Origin of the sequence: Virgibacillus sp. MSJ-26, from assembly GCF_018918075.1 — a bacterium.
Taxonomy (GTDB): Bacteria; Bacillota; Bacilli; order Bacillales; family Amphibacillaceae; genus MSJ-26.
On the sequence record NZ_JAHLPW010000015.1, the window covers coordinates 84524 to 107790 of the forward strand.

The following is a 23267-nucleotide window of genomic DNA, read 5'->3' on the forward strand; positions in this document are numbered from 1 at the left end:
AAGTTGAGTAATCTCAATCGTATACTTAAACAAACAGGACTAGTCAGACATTAGCCTGCATAGATGAAGTTATACTTTTAAAAGACCAATGGAGGATATAAAGTTGCACACAAATATGAATGAATGGAAGCATATATTTAAGCTTGATCCAGCAAAAGAGATCTCGGACGACGACTTAGAACTTGTCTGTGAATCAGGAACAGATGCGATTATCGTTGGCGGTACTGATAATGTGACATTAGACAATGTGCTTGATCTGCTATCCAGCATCAGACGGTATAGCGTTCCTTGTATACTCGAAGTCTCAAATATGGAAGCTATCACGCCGGGTTTCGATTATTATTTTATCCCGATGGTGATGAATAGCACAGATAAAAAGTGGATGATGGATATCCAGCATGAAGCAATTAAACAGTACAAAGATATTATGGACTGGGACGAGATATTCGTTGAAGGATATTGTATTTTAAATGAAAACTCTAAAGCCTACGAGCGTACAAACTGCAGTATGCCTGACGAAGAAGATGTCCTTGCATATGCGTATATGGCTGAGCATGTTTTTCATTTGCCGATTTTTTACGTGGAATATAGCGGTACTTATGGTGAGCCGGCACTAGTTCAAAAAGTAAAAAATGAACTGGATAACACGCTACTTTTTTATGGCGGTGGCATTGAAAATCCAATCCAAGCGCGGGAAATGAAAGAACATGCCGATGTTGTCATTGTCGGAAATAGTATATATACAAATTTAAAACAAGCATTACAAACGGTAAAAGCCGTAAAAGGCAATTGAGGTGAAATAATTTATGCTTAAAGAAGATTTACTAAAAGGATTAAATAAAGAGCAAAAAGAAGCTGTCCAACATACAGAAGGCCCACTGTTAATTATGGCTGGGGCAGGAAGTGGAAAGACCCGTGTCTTAACACATCGAATCGCCTATTTAATAAAAGAAAAAAGTGTCGCCCCACGCAATATTTTAGCCATTACGTTTACCAACAAGGCAGCTCGTGAAATGAAATCACGTGTCAGCAAATTAGTCGGCCCTGAAGGTGACTATATGTGGGTGTCAACCTTCCACTCGATGTGTGTTCGAATTCTTCGCCGTGATATTGACCGGATTGGATATAACTCAAACTTTACAATTTTAGATAGTAGTGACCAACTATCGGTCGTTAAACAAGTGCTCAGAAATTTAAATATCGATACGAAACAATTCGAACCTAGAGCCATGCTGAACCGAATTAGCGGAGCGAAAAATGAGTTAATTAATCCAGAAGAATTCAGTGAGCATGTGGGGAATTTTTATGATCGACAAGTAGCGAAAGTTTATGATGCCTATCAGAAAATGTTGCGCAAAAACCAGTCTCTTGATTTTGACGATTTGATTATGGAGACGATTCACTTATTTAAGCGCGTTCCTGAAGTGTTAGAGTATTATCAACGTCGTTTTCAATATATTCATGTTGACGAGTATCAGGATACGAACCATGCGCAATACTATTTAGTAAAACAACTAGCAACCCGTTTCCAAAATATTTGTGTCGTAGGTGACTCTGACCAGTCTATTTATCGCTGGCGAGGTGCGAATATAGAAAATATCTTAACCTTTGAAAAAGACTATCCAAATACCCGAACGATTTTGCTTGAGCAAAATTATCGTTCAACAAAATCTATACTTGATGCTGCCAATCACGTGATTGAACATAACGCTGGCCGTAAACCGAAAAAGTTATGGACTGATAATCCTGATGGAAATAAAATTAATTATTACCAAGGTGCAACAGAACAAGAAGAAGCCTTGTTTATTACTGATAAAATTCAAGAGCTTATTCGTGAAGAAGGGTATACACCTGGTGATATGGCTATTCTTTATCGTACGAACGCCCAATCACGTGCCATTGAGGATACTTTGATGAAGTCGGGTGTGTCTTATCAAATGGTCGGCGGCACAAAGTTCTACGACCGCAAAGAAATTAAAGATCTCATTGCTTACTTACGATTGATCATGAATCCTAATGATGATTTAAGCTTTGAACGTGTTGTTAATGAACCGAAGCGAGGGATTGGTAAAACATCTGTGGAACGACTAAGAGCTTACGCGGCGGCAAATGATATCTCATTTTATCAAGCTGTTAAAGAAGTAGATTTTACGGGGGTTTCTAAACGTGCAGCGAATGCGTTAGCTGATTTTGGTGAGCTGATTAAAACCTTGTCACAACAACAAGAATTTTTAACAGCAACAGATATGGTTGAAGCGGTTCTTAAGCGTTCAGGGTATGAAGAGGCACTTGAAAACGAACGGACAATCGAAGCACAAAGTCGCCTTGAAAACCTAGAAGAATTTATGACCGTCACAAAGGATTTCGAAGAGAAAAACGAAGACGATAAAACGTTGATAGCCTTTTTAACCGATTTAGCTTTAGTCGCTGACATTGACCAAGTTGATGAAGAAGACCCTGATCAAGAAGAAAAAATCACCTTAATGACTTTACATGCTGCGAAAGGGCTAGAGTTCCCTGTAATTTTTCTAATAGGCATGGAGGAAAATGTCTTCCCTCACAGCCGCTCTATGTTTGAAGAGGAAGAGATGGAAGAAGAGCGACGTCTTGCTTATGTGGGAATTACTCGAGCGGAAAAACAGTTGTACGTGACCCATGCCAAAATGCGGACATTATTTGGACGGACGAACATGAATCCAATTAGCCGTTTTATAAACGAAATACCTGAAGATCTTATTGACGGCGTGGAAGAGACGAAAACAGAGATGTTTGGCAGACAGCCTATTTTCACCGAAGAAGCCATCAAGAAACCTCAGCCTAAACGAAGAGCCAGACGTACAACAAATAACACAGGTGCAGAAACGAAGGGCTGGGCTCCAGGCGATAAGGCTATTCATAAAAAATGGGGCAAGGGAACCGTTGTAAAAGTAGAAGGTGAAGGCGAAGGAATGGAGCTTGATATTGCATTCCCTGCTCCAACAGGAATCAAGCGAGTTCTTGCAAGGTTTGCACCAATCACGAAAGAATAGGGTGTTTACTGAATGAATAAAACGGAAGCAAAAGAAAAAATAGATGCGTTAAAAGAATTATTAAACAAATATGGTTATGAATATTATGTGCTTGATCAGCCAAGTGTACCTGATTCAGAATATGATAAAAGGTTACAGGAATTATTAAAATTAGAAGAAGAGCATCCCGAACTTGTGACTGCGGACTCCCCGACTCAGCGTGTTGGTGGACAACCTCTTGAAGGTTTTGAAAAAGTCGAACATAGACTTCGCATGTTAAGTTTAGGAAACGCATTTAATGAAGCGGATCTTCGTGATTTTGACCGGCGTGTTCAGGAAAACTTAAATCAACAGGTGTCTTACGTCTGCGAGCTTAAAATAGATGGATTAGCTGTGTCGCTAACATATGAAAATGGTCAATTTACTCAAGGCTCAACCCGAGGCGATGGAACTGTCGGAGAAGATATTACAACAAACTTAAGAACCATACGGAGTGTTCCACTGTCGGTTTCAGAACAAGGAACGATTGAAGTGCGCGGCGAAGCGTTCATGCCAAAAAAATCTTTTCTGGCTTTAAACGAAATAAAAGCAGAAAAAGCAGAAGAACCATTTGCCAATCCTCGAAATGCAGCAGCGGGTTCATTAAGACAACTCGATCCGAAAATTGCTGCATCACGTAACTTAGATATCTTTTTATACGGTGTTGGTGAATGGGAAGTGGAAGGCATCACGTCACATAGTGAGCGCCTCACCTACTTATCTGAACTAGGTTTAAAAGTGAATCCTGAATGGAAGAAAGTCAACTCAATCGAAGAAGTCCTTGAATTCGTTGATTACTGGACGAATGAACGCCCCCATTTAAATTATGAGATTGATGGCATTGTTATTAAAGTAGATGATATCGACCAACAAGAAGAACTAGGCTATACAGCGAGAAGTCCACGCTGGGCTATTGCTTATAAGTTCCCAGCGGAAGAAGTGATTACCACACTTAAAGAGATTGAATTGAGTGTTGGAAGAACAGGCGTTATTACACCAACAGCAGTGCTCGAACCTGTCCAAGTTGCAGGTTCAACCGTTGGGCGCGCTTCACTTCATAACGAAGATTTAATTCGGGAAAAAGACATCCGTGTTGGTGACCATGTGATCATTAAAAAAGCAGGCGATATTATTCCTGAAGTCGTCAAAGTTCTTGAAGAACAAAGAACAGGTCAAGAAAAGAAATTCTTTATGCCTAAACATTGCCCAGCCTGTGACAGTGATCTTGTGCGTTTGGATGAGGAAGTAGCTTTACGCTGTCTTAACCCGAATTGTCCCGCACAATTACAAGAAGGACTGCTTCACTTTGTTTCGCGCAACGCAATGAACATTGAAGGGTTAGGAGAAAAAGTCATCGCTCAGCTATTCCGTGAAAAATTGATTCATACGATAGCTGATGTTTATCGCCTCGACCGTGAAGAACTCCTTAAACTTGAGCGCATGGGTGAGAAGTCTGTGGATAATCTTTTAAACGCCATTGAAGCATCAAAAGCTAATTCACTTGAAAAATTGTTATTCGGACTCGGAATTCGTTTTATTGGAGAGAAAGCGGCTCGTATTTTAGCCGAACATTATGGCACAATGGAAAAAATCCAACAAGCAAACTATGACGATCTTATCTTGATTGATGAAATTGGTGAAAAAATGGCCGAGTCGATTGTCCAATTTTTCTCAGAAGAAGAGGCTAATGATCTTTTACAAGAATTAAGGAATCTCGGACTAAATATGGAATATAAAGGGCTAAGAACTTCAGAACAAAGTAGCGACACCATTTTTTCTGGTAAAACAATCGTCTTAACAGGAAAAATGGAGAGCTTCACACGTAAAGAAGCAAAAGAAAATATTGAAACGCTCGGCGGATCTGTCACTGGAACGGTGAGTAACAAAACAGATATCGTCATTGCCGGTGAAGCTGCCGGATCAAAGTACGAACGAGCAGAAAAACTTGGCATAACAATATGGGATGAGCAACAATTTAAAGAAGCTCTCGATGGAACCAATTAAAGTAAACAATTCCTTTGATAACAAGGAGTGAAAAAGTTAATTATGAAGAGATTAAGCATACTACTATTAGGCATACTCCTTTTTGTAACAAGCTGTGCACCAGATGTGCAGGAAGATGAAGAAGTAGTCAAAGATAATGAACAACAAGAAGAGACATCTATCGTACCAAGCAACCAGCTCTCCAAAGATAATTATAGAGTGGTGCTTCCCTACCGAGTCAGTGCAGCAAGAGGGGTCATAACAAACCAACTTGCGAACCGTCTTGATATTGATGAAATGGAAGAGGGCTTAAGACGCTTAGCTAAAGACTATTACAGTCCGGATGACTATTATTTTGAAGAAGGACAGTATTTATCCGAAAGCACAGTTTATGGTTGGCTTGGACGAACATTAACAAAAAAAGAATTGGAAAAAGAAGTTAAAAAGGAAGTAGACAAACGTAAAAAGAACGAAATGAACTACGATGAAGAACAAATCAAAAAAAACTTACAGCAAGGACTTAACCCATCCATTTCTGATGATGAAGATAAAAAAGCCCATAAAGAAAATCCAAAATATTTATCCCACATATTAGAACATAATTTTCTAGTTAAAAACGATGATGATACCGTATCATTAAATGGTATTTCCATTGGTTTAGCGATGAAATCTGTTTATCGTTACCAGACTGAAGAAGGCGGACCATACTACTATGAAGACATTTCAAAAAAGCAGATGCTTAAAAAAGGTTACGAATTAGCTGATACGATTGTTGAACGCATGCGTGGAATGGAAGGTTTAGAAGATATCCCGATTATGGTGGCTATCTATCGTGAGGCCGAACAGAGTTCACCGATTCCTGGAAACTTTGTTGCTCGGGGATTTGTTGATAGTGACAGTGATTCAGTCAAGAAATGGGAAGATATCAATGAAGAGTTTGTCCTATTTCCTTCAGATGATGCAAAGGAAGATCATTTCGATGATTATCAAACTGTCAATAATTTTGGTGAGGAAATAGCTAAATACTTCCCAAATTATGTCGGTGTTGTTGGTGAAGGTTTTTATTATGACGGTGATCTCAAACAATTAACGCTTGAAATCCCGATTGAGTTCTTCGGTAAAGGTGAAGTGATAGGTTTCACCCAGTACGCCTACGGACTTGTCCAAGATATGTTTAGTGATTATTATGATTTGGAGATAAAAATAACATCCAGCCAACAAGTCGAGAGCTTCATTTCCAAGGAAGCCGGTGAAAAAGAACCGACCGTGCATATTTTTCACTAATTTAAAAATATAAAAATATTTGTTGATTGAGAAGTTAATTTAAATACGTTAAAATAAGGAGTGGACATATTCCACTCCGTTTTTTTATGAAATTGATTAGCATGTTAGCAAATCAATTTAGAAAAAGAGATACTTTGAAAGCGGAAACAATGGAATGAAACGCATATTACAGGGAGGGGTTTATTAATGGTAGTACCATACACACACGAGCCATTTACAGATTTTTCAGTAGAAGAGAATAAACAAACATTGCTTGATGCTTTAAAGAAAGTTGAAGCAGATTTAGGCAAAGAATATCCACTTATCATTAATGGTGAGCGCATAACAACTGAAGATAAAATCATTTCAGTCAACCCTGCAAATAAAGAAGAAGTCATTGGTTACGTTTCAAAAGCGGACCAAGAACTTGCAGAAAAGGCTATGAAGGTAGCTGACGAGACATTCCAAAATTATTGGAGAAAATCAGATCCGACATTCCGTGCTGATATTTTATTTAGAGCAGCAGCCATTGTTCGCCGCCGCAAAGCTGAATTTACAGCACTATTAATTAAAGAAGGTGGAAAGCCATGGAAAGAAGCCGATGCTGACGTAGCTGAAGGAATTGACTTCCTCGAATACTACGGACGTCAAATGCTAGAAATAAAAGATGGCATGAAAGTTAACAGCCGTCCAATTGAATACAACCAATTCCATTACATCCCACTTGGTGTAGGGGTTGTTATTTCTCCTTGGAACTTTTTATTTGCAATCATGGCTGGTACAACTGTTGCTGCTATGGTTACAGGTAACACAGTTTTATTAAAACCAGCAAGTACCACACCAGTGATTGCTTATAAACTTATGGAAGTACTTGAAGAAGCTGGACTTCCGGATGGTGTTATCAACTATATTCCTGGTCCTGGAAGTGAAGTTGGAGATTATCTCGTAGATCATCCACGCACTCGTTTCGTAAGCTTTACAGGATCACGTGAGGTTGGTACACGTATCTTTGAACGTGCCGGGGTCGTCCATGAAAAACAAAAATGGTTGAAGCGCACGATTATTGAAATGGGTGGTAAAGATACGATTGTTGTTGACAATGAAGCAGATCTTGAACTGGCCGCTGAGTCCATCGTCCAATCAGCTTTCGGTTTCTCAGGTCAAAAATGTTCAGCTTGCTCACGCGCAGTGATTCATGAAGATGTGTATGATCAAGTGAAAGACCGTGTAGTTGAGTTAACGAAGGAATTAACAATTGGTAATCCAGCTGAAGCATCAAATAACTATATGGGACCTGTTATTGATCAAGCAGCATATGACAAAATCACAGGCTACATTGATATTGGTAAAAATGAGGGAGAATTGCTCATCGGTGGTGATGGCGACGATTCCACAGGCTGGTTTGTGAATCCAACTGTGTTTGGTGATGTTGATCCGAAAGCTCGTATTATGCAGGAAGAAATTTTTGGCCCTGTTGTTGCTTTAACGAAAGCGAAAGACTTTGACGAAGCCATTGATATTGCAAATAATACAGATTATGGCTTAACAGGTGCTGTCATCACAAATAATCGCGAACATATCGAACAAGCGAGAGAAGATTTCCATGTTGGAAACCTTTACTTCAACCGAGGCTGTACAGCAGCTATCGTAGGTTATCAGCCATTTGGTGGCTTCAACATGTCAGGTACCGATTCAAAAGCAGGTGGACCTGATTACCTATTACATCATATGCAAGGAAAAACAACATCAGAAATGTTCTAAGTAAAAAGTCATAGAAATAGACTCGACCTCTTTTGGCACGATTTTTAGTCAAAAGAGGTTCTTTTTTACTTTTTTTAATAAATTTATTGATTTTTTGATGAAAGTCAGGAAAGTAGGAAAGTTTTTACCGTTTTAAACACTACTTTCTCCCCTCAACTTTCCCAATATGAATTTCTTTAATGTTATGCTATTATAGTATTAACAAACAAATTAATTAATTGAAATAATTCAAAAAAAGTCGGGTGGGTAAAATGATGGAAGTCGGATCCTATATCAAATTGCAAAGAGTCCAGCAAGGGATGACCCAAGATGAATTAGCTAGTGGAATTGTCTCGATGTCTTATTTATCTAAGATTGAAAATCAACGAGCAGAGGCAAGTCCAGAAGTAATTAGTTTGTTATGCACTCGACTAGGGATTGAAATTGATAACGAAAAAGATATTGATATTAAAGACAAATGTGAAGAATGGTATGGCATGCTGTTTGAAGTGAATGACAAGGAAGAGATTAAAAAACGTTATGAAGAACTTAATAAACTAATGGAAACTGTAAACTCAAATAATTATCTTATGTTTGAGATTTACAAAGTGAGATACTTTTTAGTTATTGGTGAGCATGAGAGTGCTCTTGAACAGATTAATAGCTTAAATGAAGTTTCCAATACATTTGATAATCTCCATTTATATTATTGGTATAAGTTTAAAGGAAATTATAACTCTCTAACCGGAGATAACAATCAAGCTCTTAAGTTATATGAACTTGCTGAAGAAAAATTAAAGCAAATCGACCTAAAAAATGATGAAGCTGCTGATCTTTATTATACGATTGCGGTAGCTCACAGTAAAATTCGAAATACCTTAGAATCCATTGATTACGCAGAAAGAGCAATTGAAGTCTTTCAGATAGAATATAATTTTATCCGCTGCGCTCAATGTCATATTGTACTTGGTATTTCTTATCGTCGGATAAAAATGTATGATAAAGCAATCAAAAATTATAACTTAGCGAAACACTTAGGTGGATTGGAAAGAAGTAATCAAATCATTCAACTGGCAAATGTGAATTTAGGGTATCTTTATTCATCAAAAGGAGATTCTCATAGTGCTGTTCATTATTATGGCGAAGTTGTAGAAGATTCAGAAGTAGATTTACAAACTAAGTTGCCAACTGCTACCTCATTGACTAGAGAATATTTTAAAATAGGGGAATATGATAGAAGTAAAATTATGTTAGATAAAGGCTTGAAGTTATTTAAAAGGTTAAATTATGATGAAGCTTTTAAAGCGCACTACTATGCATTAACTGCTTATAAATATGCCATGGAAAAAGATGAAGCCAAATTTGAAAGTATTTTAATAAATGAATTTTTACCTTACTTAACCAAACATAAAGAATATGTTTATTTAGTTGACTTTGCCAATATGTTGGGTGAACATTTTGAAAAACAAGCAAAGTACAAAGAAGCACTTAAATATTACAAACTCGCAAATTTAACATATGGTAAATTAATTATTTTGTAATTAAAGGGGGGATACAAAATGAAAAAACTTTTTGTAGGAACTGTATTAGGAGTGATGTTAATGGGAGGGTTTATGTCAGTTCAAGACAGTAATCAAGAAGATTTGGCTTATGAATTAGAGCCAAGCATTCTATCAGTACAAAAACCTGTTTCTTTCATGTAATTGATGGAAGTAAGATGGAATTATGTTTTTTACCCTATTATATATATTATAGCCTGAAATAGCGTGGAACCTATTTCAGGCATTTTTTTGTCTAGAAGTGAATGAGTCATCATATGAATTTATTAAATAAATATCAGTTGTATTTAATGTTAGCATTTAACATACGTTAATATGGGGAGGGAGGGTGCTGAATGGAGTACTCAATTCCATTGGTGACGTGGTTTTGGTTATTTGTCCCAATGCCATTATTAATCTTGTTATCTATCTTTACCTTGATTAGAGAAAGGAGGAAATAATCGGTGGATACAGCTACGTTTGTTGCATTTTTTGTGTATTTATTATTATTACTTATTATCGGTGTCATTATGTATCGTATGACCAATGATTTATCCGATTATGTTTTAGGTGGTCGTAAGCTTGGTCCGACGGTAGCTGCGTTAAGTGCCGGTGCTTCTGATATGAGTGGATGGCTTTTACTCGGTCTTCCAGGTGCTATTTATCTATCAGGATTAGCTGAGGCTTGGATGGCAATTGGGTTAGCTGTTGGAGCTTATTTAAATTGGCAGTTCGTTGCAAAGCGCTTACGTATTTATACGGAGGTTTCGAATGATTCGATTACTATTCCAGATTTCCTAGAAAATCGCTTTAAAGATACATCCCATGTTCTTCGTGTCATATCCGCTTTTGTTATTCTTTTATTTTTCACCTTTTATACATCTTCCGGAATGGTCGCAGGCGCCAAGTTATTTGAAGCTTCCTTTGGATTATCCTATCAATCGGCGCTTTGGATTGGCACGATTGTTGTTGTTTCTTATACCTTATTAGGTGGGTTTTTAGCAGTAGCATGGACAGATTTCATTCAAGGAAGCTTAATGTTTTTAGCATTGATTGTCGTTCCAATTGTCGCTTTAAATCAAATGGGAGGTTTGAATGAAGCTGTGCAGGCAGTTGGTCAAATTGATGCGACTCATCTTAATATGATAAAAGGTGTCAGTATCATGGCCATAATTTCTTCCATTGCATGGGGTCTTGGTTACTTTGGTCAACCACATATTATTGTTCGTTTTATGGCCTTAAGATCACCAAAAGACGTTCCAATTGCACGATTTATCGGAACCACTTGGATGATTTTGGGATTATATGGTTCTATTTTTATTGGGCTCGTTGGACTCGCTTTCATTAGTACGCAAGACGTTAGTATCTTATCAAAGTTTGGAATTGATGTGATCACTGAAAATGGTATTCAATATTTAGATGATCCTGAGAAGATTTTCATTGCTTTCTCACAGATTCTATTCCATCCACTCGTATCTGGTATTTTACTTGCAGCTATACTCTCAGCGATTATGAGTACGATAGATTCACAGCTCCTTGTATCCTCATCAGCTGTCGCTGAAGACTTTTATAAAGCAATATTTCGTCGTTCGGCGTCTGATAAAGAGCTTGTCTGGGTTGGTAGGATCGCTACATTAGTTATTGCGTTAATTGCCGCGATTATTGCCATGAACCCTGAAAGTTCGGTTCTTGAACTTGTCAGCTATGCATGGGCAGGTTTTGGAGCAGCGTTCGGGCCGATTATTCTTCTGTCTCTTTTCTGGAGAAGAATTACTCGAAACGGAGCTTTAGCGGGCATTATTATTGGAGCGGTAACAGTGATTGTTTGGGGAGATTTTCTATCAGGTGGCATCTTTGATCTTTACGAAATTTTACCCGGATTCTTATTAAATCTTATTGTCACTGTTATCGTAAGTTTGTTTGGTGAACCTCATGAAAGCGTTGAAGCTGAGTTTGATGAGACGGTTGCTAGAGTTAAAGAATAGGAGTTCTTTGGTTTATAAAAGATGGGAAGTAATTTAGAATTCTAAAGTGTTACATCAAATCAGATAATTTTTCATCGCTATGGAAAACACTTCTCTATATTATAATTATAGCTAAAATCCAAACTAATTTGATTCTCAGTTTAAGAGATTTGAATTATTGTTTGGATTTTTTATTTGTATATTCATTAAATGTCATCGGTTTAGTACAAGAAAAAAGTTATTTTTCTTAACGTCGTCGCTCTGTATAAAGTGTCGCATAAGTTGCGAAAGGCTGGTCAATTCTGCTATTATCAATAGTGTTATGAGAGTTTATAGGATAAGAAAAAGCTTTAAAGAAAATATATGATTTAATGACAAAATTTAAAAGATGGAGGTGCACATATGTCAAATATTGCGATGGATGAAGTTAAGCGTATTGCTGATTTAGCACGCTTGGCGGTTACAGAAGAGGATACGAAAATGTTTAAAGAACATCTTGATGCGATAACAATTTATGCTGAACAGCTTAATGAAGTTGATACAGAGGGTGTTGAACCAACGACACATGCTTTAAAATTGGAGAATGTGATGCGTAAAGACGAACCTAAACAATGGACAACTCAGGAGGAAGTACTCAAGAATGCGCCTGATCATAAAGATGGGCATTTTCGAGTCCCGTCAATTTTAGAGTAAGGAGGGAAATTAATGTCATTATTGAATCATTCAATTAAAGAGCTAGAAGAAAAGCTACATAATAAAGAAATAACGGCCAAAGAACTTGTTGAGGCATCGATAGAACGAATCAAAGAAGTGGACGATCAAGTTCAAGCATTTATCACGGTCGATGAAGAAAATGCAATAAAAGCAGCAGAAGAATTAGATACTGGTGAAGATGGAAAATTATTTGGTATTCCTGCCGGTATCAAAGATAATATTGTTACGAAAGCATTAAAAACAACGGTAGGAAGTCAACTATTAAAAAACTTTGAGCATCCTTTATATGATGCCACAGTGATTAATAAATTAAATCAAGAAAAAGCAATGACACTTGGTAAACTGAATATGGACGAGTTTGCCATGGGGTCTTCAACTGAAAACTCTAGTTTTTCTAAAACACGTAATCCGTGGAACACAGACTATGTACCTGGGGGATCAAGTGGAGGAGCAGCGGCTGCCGTTGCAGCAGGTGAGGTGTTATTTGCCCTAGGTTCTGATACTGGCGGCTCCATTCGTCAGCCGGCTGCCTATTGTGGCGTCGTTGGGATAAAACCAACCTATGGACGTGTGTCTCGTTTTGGACTTGTGGCATTTGCCTCGTCACTCGATCAAGTCGGTCCGATCACACGCACAGTAGAAGACAATGCTCGTGTTCTTGAAGTAATTGCAGGACATGACGAAAGAGATGCCACAAGTGCGAATTTGGAAGTTCCAACTTATACAGATGCATTAACAGGTGACGTTAAAAACTTGAAAATCGGTGTTCCGAAAGAATACCTATCAGAAAAAGTAAATCCTGAAGTGAAAGAAGCCGTTCAAAAAGCATTAAGCATTTATGAAAAGTTAGGAGCAACATGGGAAGAAGTTTCCCTTCCCCATTCAAAATACGCTGAAGCGGCTTACTATCTTATTTCTTCCTCAGAAGCATCTGCAAATCTTGCACGTTATGACGGTGTGAGATATGGTGAACGTTCTGAAAACGCAAAAAATATGTTTGAGATGTACAAACTATCCCGTAGCGAAGGATTTGGTGACGAAGTAAAACGCCGTATTATGTTAGGGACATTTGCGCTAAGTTCTGGTAATTACGAAGAATACTTTGAAAAAGCACAAAAGGTACGGACATTAATTAAGCAAGACTTCGAGAATGCTTTTGAAAAATACGATGTGATTATTGGTCCGACAACACCAACTACTGCCTTTAAGTTTGGGGAAAAAACAGACGACCCGTTAGCTATGTATGCGAACGATGTTTTAACGGTGCCAGTTAATTTAGCTGGCGTGCCTGCTATGTCAGTACCTTGTGGTTTTTCAAGCGAGGGATTGCCAATAGGTTTGCAAATCATCGGCAAACACTTTGATGAAGAAACAGTATATCGCGCAGCACATGCTTACGAGCAAGCAACAGATCATCATACAAAAAGACCTCAATTAGGAGGTGGGAAATAATGAATTTTGAAACAATCATAGGTTTAGAAGTGCATGTTGAATTGAAAACAAATTCAAAAGTATTCAGTCCTAGTAAAAATGCTTTTGGTTCTGAACCAAACGAAAATGTTAACCCGATTGATTTAGCTTATCCAGGTGTTATGCCAAGCTTAAATGAAGAAGCTGTCAACTTTGCTATGAAAGCGGCAATGGCTTTAAACTGTGACATTGCGACTCATTCTGTTTTTAATCGGAAACACTATTTTTATCCGGATAATCCAAAAGCTTATCAAATCTCCCAAGATGAAAATCCGATTGGGGAAAATGGTTGGATAGATATTGAAGTGGATGGAAAGAAAAAGCGAATCGGCATCGAACGTCTTCATTTAGAAGAAGATGCGGGTAAATTAACCCATGGGGATGATGGTTATTCATTAGTTGATTTCAATCGTCAAGGATCACCACTTATCGAAATTGTATCAGAAGCTGACATCCGCACGCCTGATGAAGCTTATGCTTATCTTGAAAAGCTAAAAAATATTATCCAATATACAGGCGTTTCTGACGTAAGAATGGAAGAAGGCTCACTTCGTTGTGATGCCAATATTTCATTACGTCCATATGGTCAAGATGAGTTTGGAACTAAAACAGAACTTAAAAACTTAAATTCGTTTGCGTTTGTTAAAGCAGGTCTTGAATTTGAAGAAAAACGTCAAGAGCAAGTCCTATTGTCTGGTGGAGAAATTTTACAAGAAACGCGCCGCTATGATGAAAAAACGAAAGAAACAATTTTGATGCGTGTTAAAGGTAGTGCAGACGATTACCGTTTTATTCCAGATCCTGATATCGTTCCACTTTATATCGATGATGCTTGGAAAGAACGGATTCGCCAAAGCATTCCTGAACTTCCTGATGCCCGTAGGAAACGTTATGTTGAAGAATTAAAACTGCCTGCATATGATGCTGAAGTTCTGACAAGCTCTAAAGAGATGGCGGATTTCTTTGAAAAGGCTCTTGAAGAAGGCGCAGATATGAAGCAAGTGTCGAACTGGCTGATGGGTGACGTTTCTGCCTATATGAATAAGCATTTGAAAGAACTCCATGACTTACCAATGACACCTGAAGCATTAGCTAAGATGATTAAACTAATCAAAGATGGCACGATTTCTTCCAAAATGGCGAAGAAAGTGTTTGCTGAGTTAGTTGAAAAAGGCGGCGACCCGGAGAAAATTGTTAAAGAAAAAGGACTTGTTCAAATTTCAGATGAGGGTCAGCTAACTGAAATTATTACCAAAGTTCTAGATGACAACGAACAATCCGTTTTAGACTTTAAAGACGGTAAAGACCGCGCATTAGGCTTTATAGTTGGTCAAGTCATGAAAGCAACAAAAGGGCAGGCCAACCCGCCAATGGTTAATAAAATTTTAAAACAAGAAATTGAAAAAAGATAACACAAAGGAGGCTCCTGCATTTTTGCAGAGAGTCTTTTTTATATACGGGGTGAGTTTCATCCAGGCCAGTATTAGTAGTTTGCGAGGCGGTTCAATCGGACATTGCTTGTGTAAAATTTGTACTTCATGTCCAATAGCGAGGCCTAATCGGACATTAATCAAGCCAAATCCTCATCCCATGTCCAATAGCAAGGCCCAATCGGACATCACTCAGGCAAAATTCTCATTCCATGTCCAATAGCGATGCCCAATCGGACATCACTCAGGCAAAATTCTTACTTCGTGTCCGATAGCAAGCCCCAATTGGACATCACTCAGGCAAAATCCTCATTCCATGTCCAATAGCGAGGCCCAATCGGACATCACTCAGGCAAAATTCTCATTCCATGTCCAATAGCGATGCCCAATCGGACATCAATCAAGCAAAACACTTCTTCCATGTCCAATTGAATTTTCTTCTTCTTTTTCCCTCAGGCATCTTAGCACGGTATTGTCTTTTTAAATACAAATCACTTTTAAAAAAATTCAATAAGGGCTATGATAAAGGTTGTGTTATATTAATGAATGGAAAGTAATTTTAATAAACAATGGCCTTGCGTCACGGAAATAGGGGAGGGTCATCTTTGAAAAAAGCACGGATTATATATAACCCGACATCTGGCCGGGAAGCTTTCAAAAAAGAATTGCCAACCGTACTGGAACGATTTGAACAGGCGGGCTATGAAACGTCAGCCCATGCCACCACTCCAGAAGAGGGAGATACGATGAAAGCGGCGAAATATGCCGTTGATCGCGGATATGATGTTATTGTTGCAGCTGGCGGAGATGGAACGATTAATGAAGTGATCAATGGGATGGCAGGTGAAGAAAAACGTCCTAAACTCGGGATTATACCGACCGGAACGACGAATGACTTTGCCAGAGCCTTATTTATCCCTCGTAATATTGAAAAGGCAGTCGATATCATTTTAGCAGATCAGTCGATGTTCCTCGATATCGGCAAAGTGAATGAACATTACTTCATGAATATTGCTGGGGGCGGCAGACTGACGGAACTTACTTATGAAGTGCCAACAGGTCTAAAGACGATGATCGGTCAATTGGCATACTACATTAAGGGTATTGAGATGCTGCCATCACTAAGACCCATTCGAGCAAAAATTGAATATGATGGAAATGTCATTGATGAAGATGTGATGTTATTTTTAGTCGCGAATACAAATTCCGTTGGCGGCTTTGAAAAGTTAGCTCCAGACGCTAGTTTGAATGATGGCTATTTTGACTTATTAATTTTAAGAAAAACGAATCTAGCCGAATTTATCCGTATCGCCACTATGGCTCTGCGCGGAAATCATTTAGACGATGATAACATAATCTACACCAAAGCAAAAAATATTAAAGTGACACCAGAACAAAAAATGCAACTAAACATCGATGGAGAATATGGTGGGCTTTTGCCAGGGGAGTTTGTAAATCTCCAGCGGCATATTGAATTCTTCGTACCTCAATTATTTATGGAAGATTACTGATAAAATGGTCAGTAATCTTTTTTTCATTTTTAAAAAGTAAATGACATAATAGAATCAATTATTAGTAAATTTGGATATAAGAAGATATATTTATTATTAAAGAGAGACATTTAATTTCCTATTAAGTTTTTTGAAATATTGGGAGGAGGATAAAGAATGGAAAAGTTATTTTTCACAGCTGGGCAGTTTATATACGAAGCGACTCAAGAGAACGGAGGTTGGGTCTTACAGGAAAAGGAGACACCTCACAGCTTTAGATGTTTAGCAGCTGATCCAACGCGAAAAGGAAGATTTTACGGTGGGTCTTTCGATAATGGCCTATGGATTACGGATGATTTTGGTGCCTCGTGGCGACCAGCAGGAGAAGGAATAACTCATAATCGTGTGCTCAGCGTTGCCGTGAGTAAGAGTGAACTAGTAGATGGCCATGCTGTTGTTTGGGCAGGAACGGAACCTAGCGCCTTGTTTCGCTCGACAGATGGTGGAGAAACTTGGCAAGACTGTCCTGCATTACAAAACCTTCCATCTAAATCAACATGGAGTTTTCCACCACGTCCTCATACACATCATGTGAGATGGATTCAACCAGATATCCATGATGAAAGCCGAATTTACGCGGGCATCGAATTGGGTGGTGTGATGAAAAGTGAGGACAAGGGTGAAACATGGGAAGACAGAAAACCTGGATCACAATATGACTGTCATACCTTAACGATGAATCCTTTGGCAAAAGGACGTATATATGAAGCAGCCGGAGGAGGTTTTGCGGAAAGTCATGACGGAGGAAAAACATGGGAGACGATTAACAACGGGCTAGACCCTTATACGTATTTAGTGGAACTTACTGTAGACTCAGGTGATCCAGACACCATTGTTGCTTCTGCTTCGAAAAGTGCCCGGACGGCTTATATGCCTGAGCGAGCTCACACCGTCCTTGTACGTAAAGAAAAGGGGCAAGAGTGGCAAGTGATTGAGTCTGGATTGCCGAAACCTGATGGCTCCTCTGTATTTTCGCTCATTTCAAGTGGTAAACAGGGTGAGTTTTTTGGAGTAAATAATCTGGGGATGTACAGTTCAAAAGACTCTGGAAAGACGTGGCGGAAAATTCCTCTTGAATGGCCGGATCGTTTATCAAATGAAAGAGTATGGGCATTCGCTGGGGTTTGATTAGCAAATATGAATTTTGAAAAAGGCGCTTTAGCACATAACAGCTTGCAGTTTAAAGGATAATCTTACGTTTAAGCAGCAAGCTGTTTTTCATGTATTAAATACAAACACTAAACCTTATCTACTATCTATGATAAGATAAAACCTACATAATAATGAATAAACATAAAGGACGATTGAATCATGGCAAAAGGAAAAGCTCCAGTAAGAAAGAATGAAACAATAACACTTCAATTTGAAGATTTAACCCATGAAGGTAATGGCGTCGGAAAAATCAACGGTTATCCCTTGTTCGTTCCGTATGGTTTACCCGGTGAAGAAGCAACGGTCAAAGTTGTTAAAGTGAATAAGAATTTTGGTTTTGGGAAATTAATTGAAATCACCAAATCAAGCCCACATCGAGTGGAACCCCCGTGTGATGTTTTTTATAAATGCGGTGGGTGTCAAATCCAGCATATGAGTTATGATATGCAACTTGAAATGAAACAAAATCAAGTGAAAAATGTATTGCGAAAAATTGCCCATTTAGATGATGTGCCTGTGCACAACCCACTTGGTATGGAAGATCCATGGCGTTACCGTAATAAAGTGAGCATTCCAGTCGGTGAACACAAGGGTGAACTCATTACCGGATTTTACCGTATGAGAAGCCATGATATTATCAAAGATATGGATACATGCGTGGTGCAAGACGAAGTTAACGATCGGATGGTCGAAGCGGTTAGACGAATTGCTGATCGACTTGGCATTGAAGCCTATGATGAGAAGAATGACAAGGGCACCTTACGTCATATCATGGTGCGCACCGGTAGGGAAACGAAGGATACAATGATTGTCATCATTACTCGAACGGCAAAACTTCCGCATCAAGACGAACTTGTAAAGGAATTGACCGAAACCTATCCACATATAAAATCAATTATGCACAATATCAATAATCGCAGAACGAACGTTATTTTAGGAAAAGAAACGAAACTATTATACGGCGAGAAATACATTTACGATACGATAGGCGACATCCGTTTCGCAATTTCAGCAAAATCATTTTATCAAGTAAATCCTCCCCAAACGAAAAAACTTTATGACAAAGCATTAGAATATGCAGATATTGGGAGCAACGATATCGTTGTAGATGCTTATTGCGGAATTGGAACAATTTCATTATTTTTAGCTCAAAAAGCGAAAAAAGTATACGGCATCGAAGTCGTACCTGAAGCCATTGATGACGCCAAAAAGAATGCGAAATTGAACGGCATCACCAACACAGAATTTGTGGTTGACCAAGCAGAAAAGGTCATGCCTTGGTGGAAAGCTCAGGGATTGAGACCAGACGTCATCGTCGTGGATCCACCAAGAAAAGGCTGTGAAGTCGACTTTATTCAAGCAATGATTGATATGGAGCCTAAGCGAATTGTCTATGTGTCCTGTAACCCGTCAACTTTAGCACGTGACTTAAAGATATTGGACGAGGGCGGTTATGAAACGAAAGAAGTGCAGCCAGTAGATATGTTTCCACAGAGTATGCATATTGAGTCGGTGACTAGGTTGGAACAGAGGTTGTGTAATTAAAAAGTAAATCTCTTAATTAAAATAAACATTACCGACTCCGACATCAATTCCGTTAAAATAAACATTTCCGATTTCGGGGTCTGAACCAATATTATCCCGGTTTTTCCTCAATAGGAACCCGGGATTTTTTATGCTTTTTTCAATACAAATCAATATCTTTCCAATAGTTTTTTCATAAAAATAATATCGCCTAAATTATTGGTACTAAAGGGTTTATTCAATATTAATCCCAATTGTAGTACAATAAGTAAAACAATAGTCATCCAATATTTATCTTTACTCATCATTTCTTTTCTCCCGTATTCTTTGCTCCATTATATTTCGGGAATCTTTATTTTAACTCTGAAAAAAAGGTGAAAAAACAGGCGAAAAAGGCCCGAAAAACGGCCATTTTTGAACCGAAAAAGTGTGAAAATGGTGGTTCCGTAGCAAAACTTTATTTTAACTCGAACGGTGGAATGCGGGTTGGAGGGGGGAGATTTCGGTGATGTTAATTGTTACGGCACATAGTTGTGAAAATAAATTTAGTTTAGTTTATAATATTCCAATGTAAAGTGAAGGTTAGGAAAGAAGAAAGAAATAGTACGGAAACTATCGAAAGGATTTACGGGTAAAAGCATATATGATTTAGAACGTTGTCATTTCTATAAGCTCTTTGAGAGTGTTAAATGGTCCAGACTACTTGCAAATATAGAATGAGAATGAATTCACTTTCGGGTCAACATTAACAACGTAAACAAAAATCACTCAGCACATAATATGTTGAGTGATTTTTATTTTTCATTTTTAATCAATAGGTAAGAATATAGTCTTACATTGCTTGATGTCTATTAATAATTTTATGGAACTATGACTATTCTTTTCCCCTGAAAGTCCGTTCGCTTCCATGTGCTTTCGATATCTTTCAGTGGAACCTTTTCAATGTCCATTTTTAACTTATTTTCCCTGAGCCATTCCCAAACTTGGTTTGTACTCTCATTTATCGCCTCAGGAGTCATACCAGCGGATGCTCCAATAATCTCCAGACCAGAATTTCTAAGTGAACTAGCAGGTAGAGAAATCGTTTCCCCTACTGCTTCTCCAATTTGTACAAGACGTATCCTGTTACCTACATATCCAATTTCATCAGGAATTAGTGTATTGATAAGCGTTTCTGTAGGATGCCCCCATAGGAAATCGAGAATGACATCATAGCCATCTTTTGCTTCCTTTTTGAATGAATCGGAAAGCTGACCTTTGGGTTGCTTGAGATTAATAACTGCATCTGCCCCAAGATCCATGATTTGTTTTAATGAATCAGGATTGCGGCCAGTACCAATGATTCGACCTGCACCAAGTAGTTTTGCTATTTGCACAGCAAGTTTTCCCGCCACTCCTGTAGCTCCGTTTATTAGGACTGTTTCCCCCTTCTGAAGTTTTGCACCCCATTTAAGTGGAAATAAAGATGTTAAAGCAGATGCAGGAAGTACCGCTGCTGTTGCGGCATCAATGCCTTCAGGGATTGGAACAGTATGAGTTTTTGGAACAACTGTCTTTTCTGCCATCGCTCCATACGGGGCTTTTGTACCTCCAAATCCGACAAGTTTCCCATCGGTTAGTTCACCTATTCCATCGAAACCTACAATTGCAGGAAGCTCAGTAAGAAATTGATTACTTGCAAAATGTTTCCCCTCTGCCATCATTTTATCAACATTTTCAAACCCAACTGCTTTAACCTTGATGAGAACCTCTTCCTGAGTAGGACTAGGATCAGGAAAATCCTCATAACGAGGCACTTCTCCGAATTTGTATAATACGGCAGCTTTCATGTTTTTTCTCCTCCCTGGCTATAATATTTTTTATTGAACAGTGTTCAATTGAACTGTGTTCAGTATAAAAGAATTTATGATATAATGTCAAGTAGATAAATTTATTTGTTTTATAATATTTTCAATGAATTCTTCTATTTCTTCATAAAAGTGGTGTTAAGAATTAAGTATTGGGGGGAGAAGTTAGATGTCTTTGAGAAAGGAACAAATTATTGAAGAAGCTCTACAACTGCTTAATGAAAGTGGTCTTGAAGGTGTAACACTAAGAAAACTGGCAAAAAGATTAGAAGTTTATGCTTCGGCTTTATATTGGCATTTTAAAAATAAAGAGGCACTGGTAAACGGAATGGCTGAAACTATATTACAGATGGAGTTTTCAGAAATACAGCCACGAAGGGATGATGAGCCATGGCAAGATTGGCTTATGTTAATTTTTAATAGGTTACGTAAAGCGTTGCTCTCATATAAAGATGGGGGAAGGGTCGTCGCTGGGACTCATTTATCATTAACAATGGCAAAAATATCAGAAGAAGCTATAAAAACACTTTTAAATACTGGTATGAGTCTACACCAATCTCGCTTGCTTGTTCTGACAGCAACCCGCTACACGTTCGGTCATGTTATCGAGGAGCAAAACTCCCCATCTACCGAGCTCATGGAAGGCTTTGATACAGAACAATTTAAAAAGAACCATCCCTTAATGATCGAAGCCATAGAAGAGTACTTTGCTGCAGATCGAACAGTTGATGATCTTTTTAATGATGGTTTGAAAACTATAATTAGGTAGTAAGTTTGGGTTTCTATGTACAAACAATTCCACTTAGTTTGTGGCACTCCGGGATAACTGGACGGAGGGCTATAGTTCTGAAAAGGATTTAAAAAAGGTAATATACTAGGAAGCAACAATAAATGGGAGGTAGAGTAAATGCAATACGGTCCAAACCCGAAGGATCTATATCCTAATGAGGCAATTAAAAGTATCTGTTTTATAAAGAATACAGTTACCAGGCCTAGTATAAGTGTGGGAGATTACAGCTACTATGATGATGTTAATGGAGCTGAAAATTTTGAAGAACATGTCACACATCATTATGATTTTCTTGGTGATAAGCTAATTATCGGTAAGTTCTGTGCGATTGCTAAAGGGATAGAATTTATTATGAATGGTGCAAATCATCGGATGAACTCTGTAACGACCTATCCCTTTAATATTATTGGTAATGGCTGGGAAAAAGCAACACCGTCACTTGAAAATCTACCATTTAAAGGAGACACAGTGGTTGGCAATGATGTATGGATTGGGCAAAATGTAACAGTAATGCCAGGCGTTCATATAGGAGATGGAGCCATCATTGCAGCCAATTCTGTAGTAGTAAAGGATGTACCAGCTTATCATATTGTAGGTGGGAATCCAATCAGGATTATTAAGAAGAGGTTTGATGATGAATTGATTGACTATTTACTTAAACTAAAATGGTGGGACTGGCCACCTGAGAAGATCTTTTCTAATCTTGAAATACTTTGTAGTTCTGATTTAAACAGAATTAAAACTATTAATTAACTATCAGATTGTTTGAGTAGCGTTTGAGGGTGATAATTAATTACTCTAATTCCCAAACGATGTTTATGAATTAGGAAAAATAAGCATTTACGATTGCCTGTGAAAAAGAGGTTTACTATACAATTTGAAAAAGAAAATCAAACTTAATTTAAAACCAATGTAAATTCGGCTGGATCAATAGTGATTCGGTCTTTTTCTCTATCCCCAATATCTCTTTAACTCTATATTTAATCCTTTATTCCACCCTATTGACAAGAATTAAGAAAGTATTATAATGGGATTAATTGAACGGCCAATCAAAAAAATGATTATATAACCAAGTTTGGGAGGTGTGAATATTCATGGAAGATAAACAATCCTTTATAGCAGAGGCTAGAAGAGAAGGGGTCCTACCAACAAAACGCGGAAAACATACGCTAAGCAAAATTCGACATAAAGAAAGCCGATTTTCCTACGTTAAGGAATCCTCGGCTTTTATTTTATTGGTTAAGAGGGCGCAGGG

At 38.1% G+C, this 23267-nt stretch carries 17 protein-coding genes; 16 read left to right on the forward strand and 1 reads right to left on the reverse strand.

The genetic code is table 11. The annotated features are described in order from the left end of the window. Positions 1-115: 115 nt before the first annotated feature. The 14 genes from pcrB (at position 116) to rlmD (ending at position 19396) form a co-directional block, all read left to right on the forward strand. Positions 116-793: a heptaprenylglyceryl phosphate synthase gene (gene pcrB, locus KQI49_RS14095; RefSeq protein ID WP_216489940.1), complete on the forward strand. Its 678-nt coding sequence runs from the start codon at positions 116-118 to the stop codon at positions 791-793. A 13-nt stretch (positions 794-806) separates the two neighbouring features. Beyond that, positions 807-3029, forward strand: coding sequence for a DNA helicase PcrA (pcrA, locus tag KQI49_RS14100; RefSeq protein ID WP_216489892.1), 2223 nt, complete (start codon positions 807-809; stop codon positions 3027-3029). Positions 3030-3041: 12 nt separating this feature from the next. After that, a complete protein-coding gene (gene ligA / locus KQI49_RS14105; protein ID WP_216489894.1) occupies positions 3042-5051 on the forward strand; it encodes an NAD-dependent DNA ligase LigA in 2010 nt (669 codons plus the stop codon). A gap of 42 nt (positions 5052-5093) precedes the next feature. Beyond that, positions 5094-6314: a CamS family sex pheromone protein gene (locus KQI49_RS14110; protein ID WP_216489896.1), complete on the forward strand. Its 1221-nt coding sequence runs from the start codon at positions 5094-5096 to the stop codon at positions 6312-6314. A 186-nt stretch (positions 6315-6500) separates the two neighbouring features. Then, positions 6501-8054: an L-glutamate gamma-semialdehyde dehydrogenase gene (gene pruA, locus KQI49_RS14115; RefSeq protein ID WP_216489898.1), complete on the forward strand. Its 1554-nt coding sequence runs from the start codon at positions 6501-6503 to the stop codon at positions 8052-8054. A gap of 251 nt (positions 8055-8305) precedes the next feature. Beyond that, a complete protein-coding gene (locus KQI49_RS14120) occupies positions 8306-9574 on the forward strand; it encodes a helix-turn-helix domain-containing protein (RefSeq protein WP_216489900.1) in 1269 nt (422 codons plus the stop codon). Between the two features lie 18 nt (positions 9575-9592). Then, positions 9593-9736, forward strand: coding sequence for a hypothetical protein (locus KQI49_RS14125; protein WP_216489902.1), 144 nt, complete (start codon positions 9593-9595; stop codon positions 9734-9736). A 299-nt stretch (positions 9737-10035) separates the two neighbouring features. Then, entirely contained in the window at positions 10036-11556 is a 1521-nt protein-coding gene (putP, locus tag KQI49_RS14130; RefSeq protein ID WP_216489904.1) for a sodium/proline symporter PutP, read from the forward strand. A 381-nt stretch (positions 11557-11937) separates the two neighbouring features. Then, positions 11938-12228 (forward strand): Asp-tRNA(Asn)/Glu-tRNA(Gln) amidotransferase subunit GatC, encoded by a 291-nt coding sequence (gene gatC / locus KQI49_RS14135; protein WP_216489906.1) that lies wholly within the window; start codon positions 11938-11940, stop codon positions 12226-12228. A 12-nt stretch (positions 12229-12240) separates the two neighbouring features. Next, positions 12241-13701 (forward strand): Asp-tRNA(Asn)/Glu-tRNA(Gln) amidotransferase subunit GatA, encoded by a 1461-nt coding sequence (gene gatA / locus KQI49_RS14140; RefSeq protein ID WP_216489908.1) that lies wholly within the window; start codon positions 12241-12243, stop codon positions 13699-13701. After that, a complete protein-coding gene (gatB, locus tag KQI49_RS14145; RefSeq protein ID WP_216489910.1) occupies positions 13701-15131 on the forward strand; it encodes an Asp-tRNA(Asn)/Glu-tRNA(Gln) amidotransferase subunit GatB in 1431 nt (476 codons plus the stop codon). The genes gatA and gatB overlap by 1 nt, the downstream gene beginning before the upstream one ends. A gap of 623 nt (positions 15132-15754) precedes the next feature. Continuing rightward, positions 15755-16660: a diacylglycerol kinase gene (locus tag KQI49_RS14150; RefSeq protein ID WP_216489912.1), complete on the forward strand. Its 906-nt coding sequence runs from the start codon at positions 15755-15757 to the stop codon at positions 16658-16660. A gap of 156 nt (positions 16661-16816) precedes the next feature. Then, positions 16817-17827, forward strand: a complete 1011-nt coding sequence (locus KQI49_RS14155) for a WD40/YVTN/BNR-like repeat-containing protein (RefSeq protein WP_216489914.1) — start codon at positions 16817-16819, stop codon at positions 17825-17827. 183 nt (positions 17828-18010) lie between these two features. After that, positions 18011-19396 (forward strand): 23S rRNA (uracil(1939)-C(5))-methyltransferase RlmD, encoded by a 1386-nt coding sequence (gene rlmD / locus KQI49_RS14160; RefSeq protein WP_216489915.1) that lies wholly within the window; start codon positions 18011-18013, stop codon positions 19394-19396. 839 nt (positions 19397-20235) lie between these two features. Here rlmD and KQI49_RS14165 read toward each other — a convergent pair. Then, complete coding sequence (locus KQI49_RS14165) at positions 20236-21204, reverse strand: quinone oxidoreductase family protein (protein WP_216489917.1); 969 nt, start codon at positions 21202-21204, stop codon at positions 20236-20238. A 187-nt stretch (positions 21205-21391) separates the two neighbouring features. Here KQI49_RS14165 and KQI49_RS14170 point away from each other — a divergent pair, with 187 nt between their 5' ends. Further along, positions 21392-21991, forward strand: a complete 600-nt coding sequence (locus tag KQI49_RS14170) for a TetR family transcriptional regulator (RefSeq protein WP_216489919.1) — start codon at positions 21392-21394, stop codon at positions 21989-21991. 138 nt (positions 21992-22129) lie between these two features. Then, entirely contained in the window at positions 22130-22765 is a 636-nt protein-coding gene (locus KQI49_RS14175; RefSeq protein ID WP_216489921.1) for a Vat family streptogramin A O-acetyltransferase, read from the forward strand. The last annotated feature ends 502 nt before the right edge of the window (positions 22766-23267 follow it).

Coding starts and splice junctions, on each gene's coding strand:
- KQI49_RS14120 (WP_216489900.1), top strand. CDS start 8,306: ATGATGGAAGTCGGATCCTATATCAAATTGCAAAGAGTCCAGCAAGGG.
- pcrB (WP_216489940.1), top strand. CDS start 116: ATGAATGAATGGAAGCATATATTTAAGCTTGATCCAGCAAAAGAGATC.
- KQI49_RS14175 (WP_216489921.1), top strand. CDS start 22,130: ATGCAATACGGTCCAAACCCGAAGGATCTATATCCTAATGAGGCAATT.
- KQI49_RS14165 (WP_216489917.1), bottom strand. CDS start 21,204: ATGAAAGCTGCCGTATTATACAAATTCGGAGAAGTGCCTCGTTATGAG.
- KQI49_RS14155 (WP_216489914.1), top strand. CDS start 16,817: ATGGAAAAGTTATTTTTCACAGCTGGGCAGTTTATATACGAAGCGACT.
- rlmD (WP_216489915.1), top strand. CDS start 18,011: ATGGCAAAAGGAAAAGCTCCAGTAAGAAAGAATGAAACAATAACACTT.
- pcrA (WP_216489892.1), top strand. CDS start 807: ATGCTTAAAGAAGATTTACTAAAAGGATTAAATAAAGAGCAAAAAGAA.
- KQI49_RS14125 (WP_216489902.1), top strand. CDS start 9,593: ATGAAAAAACTTTTTGTAGGAACTGTATTAGGAGTGATGTTAATGGGA.
- ligA (WP_216489894.1), top strand. CDS start 3,042: ATGAATAAAACGGAAGCAAAAGAAAAAATAGATGCGTTAAAAGAATTA.
- KQI49_RS14110 (WP_216489896.1), top strand. CDS start 5,094: ATGAAGAGATTAAGCATACTACTATTAGGCATACTCCTTTTTGTAACA.
- KQI49_RS14170 (WP_216489919.1), top strand. CDS start 21,392: ATGTCTTTGAGAAAGGAACAAATTATTGAAGAAGCTCTACAACTGCTT.
- gatC (WP_216489906.1), top strand. CDS start 11,938: ATGTCAAATATTGCGATGGATGAAGTTAAGCGTATTGCTGATTTAGCA.
- gatB (WP_216489910.1), top strand. CDS start 13,701: ATGAATTTTGAAACAATCATAGGTTTAGAAGTGCATGTTGAATTGAAA.
- pruA (WP_216489898.1), top strand. CDS start 6,501: ATGGTAGTACCATACACACACGAGCCATTTACAGATTTTTCAGTAGAA.
- gatA (WP_216489908.1), top strand. CDS start 12,241: ATGTCATTATTGAATCATTCAATTAAAGAGCTAGAAGAAAAGCTACAT.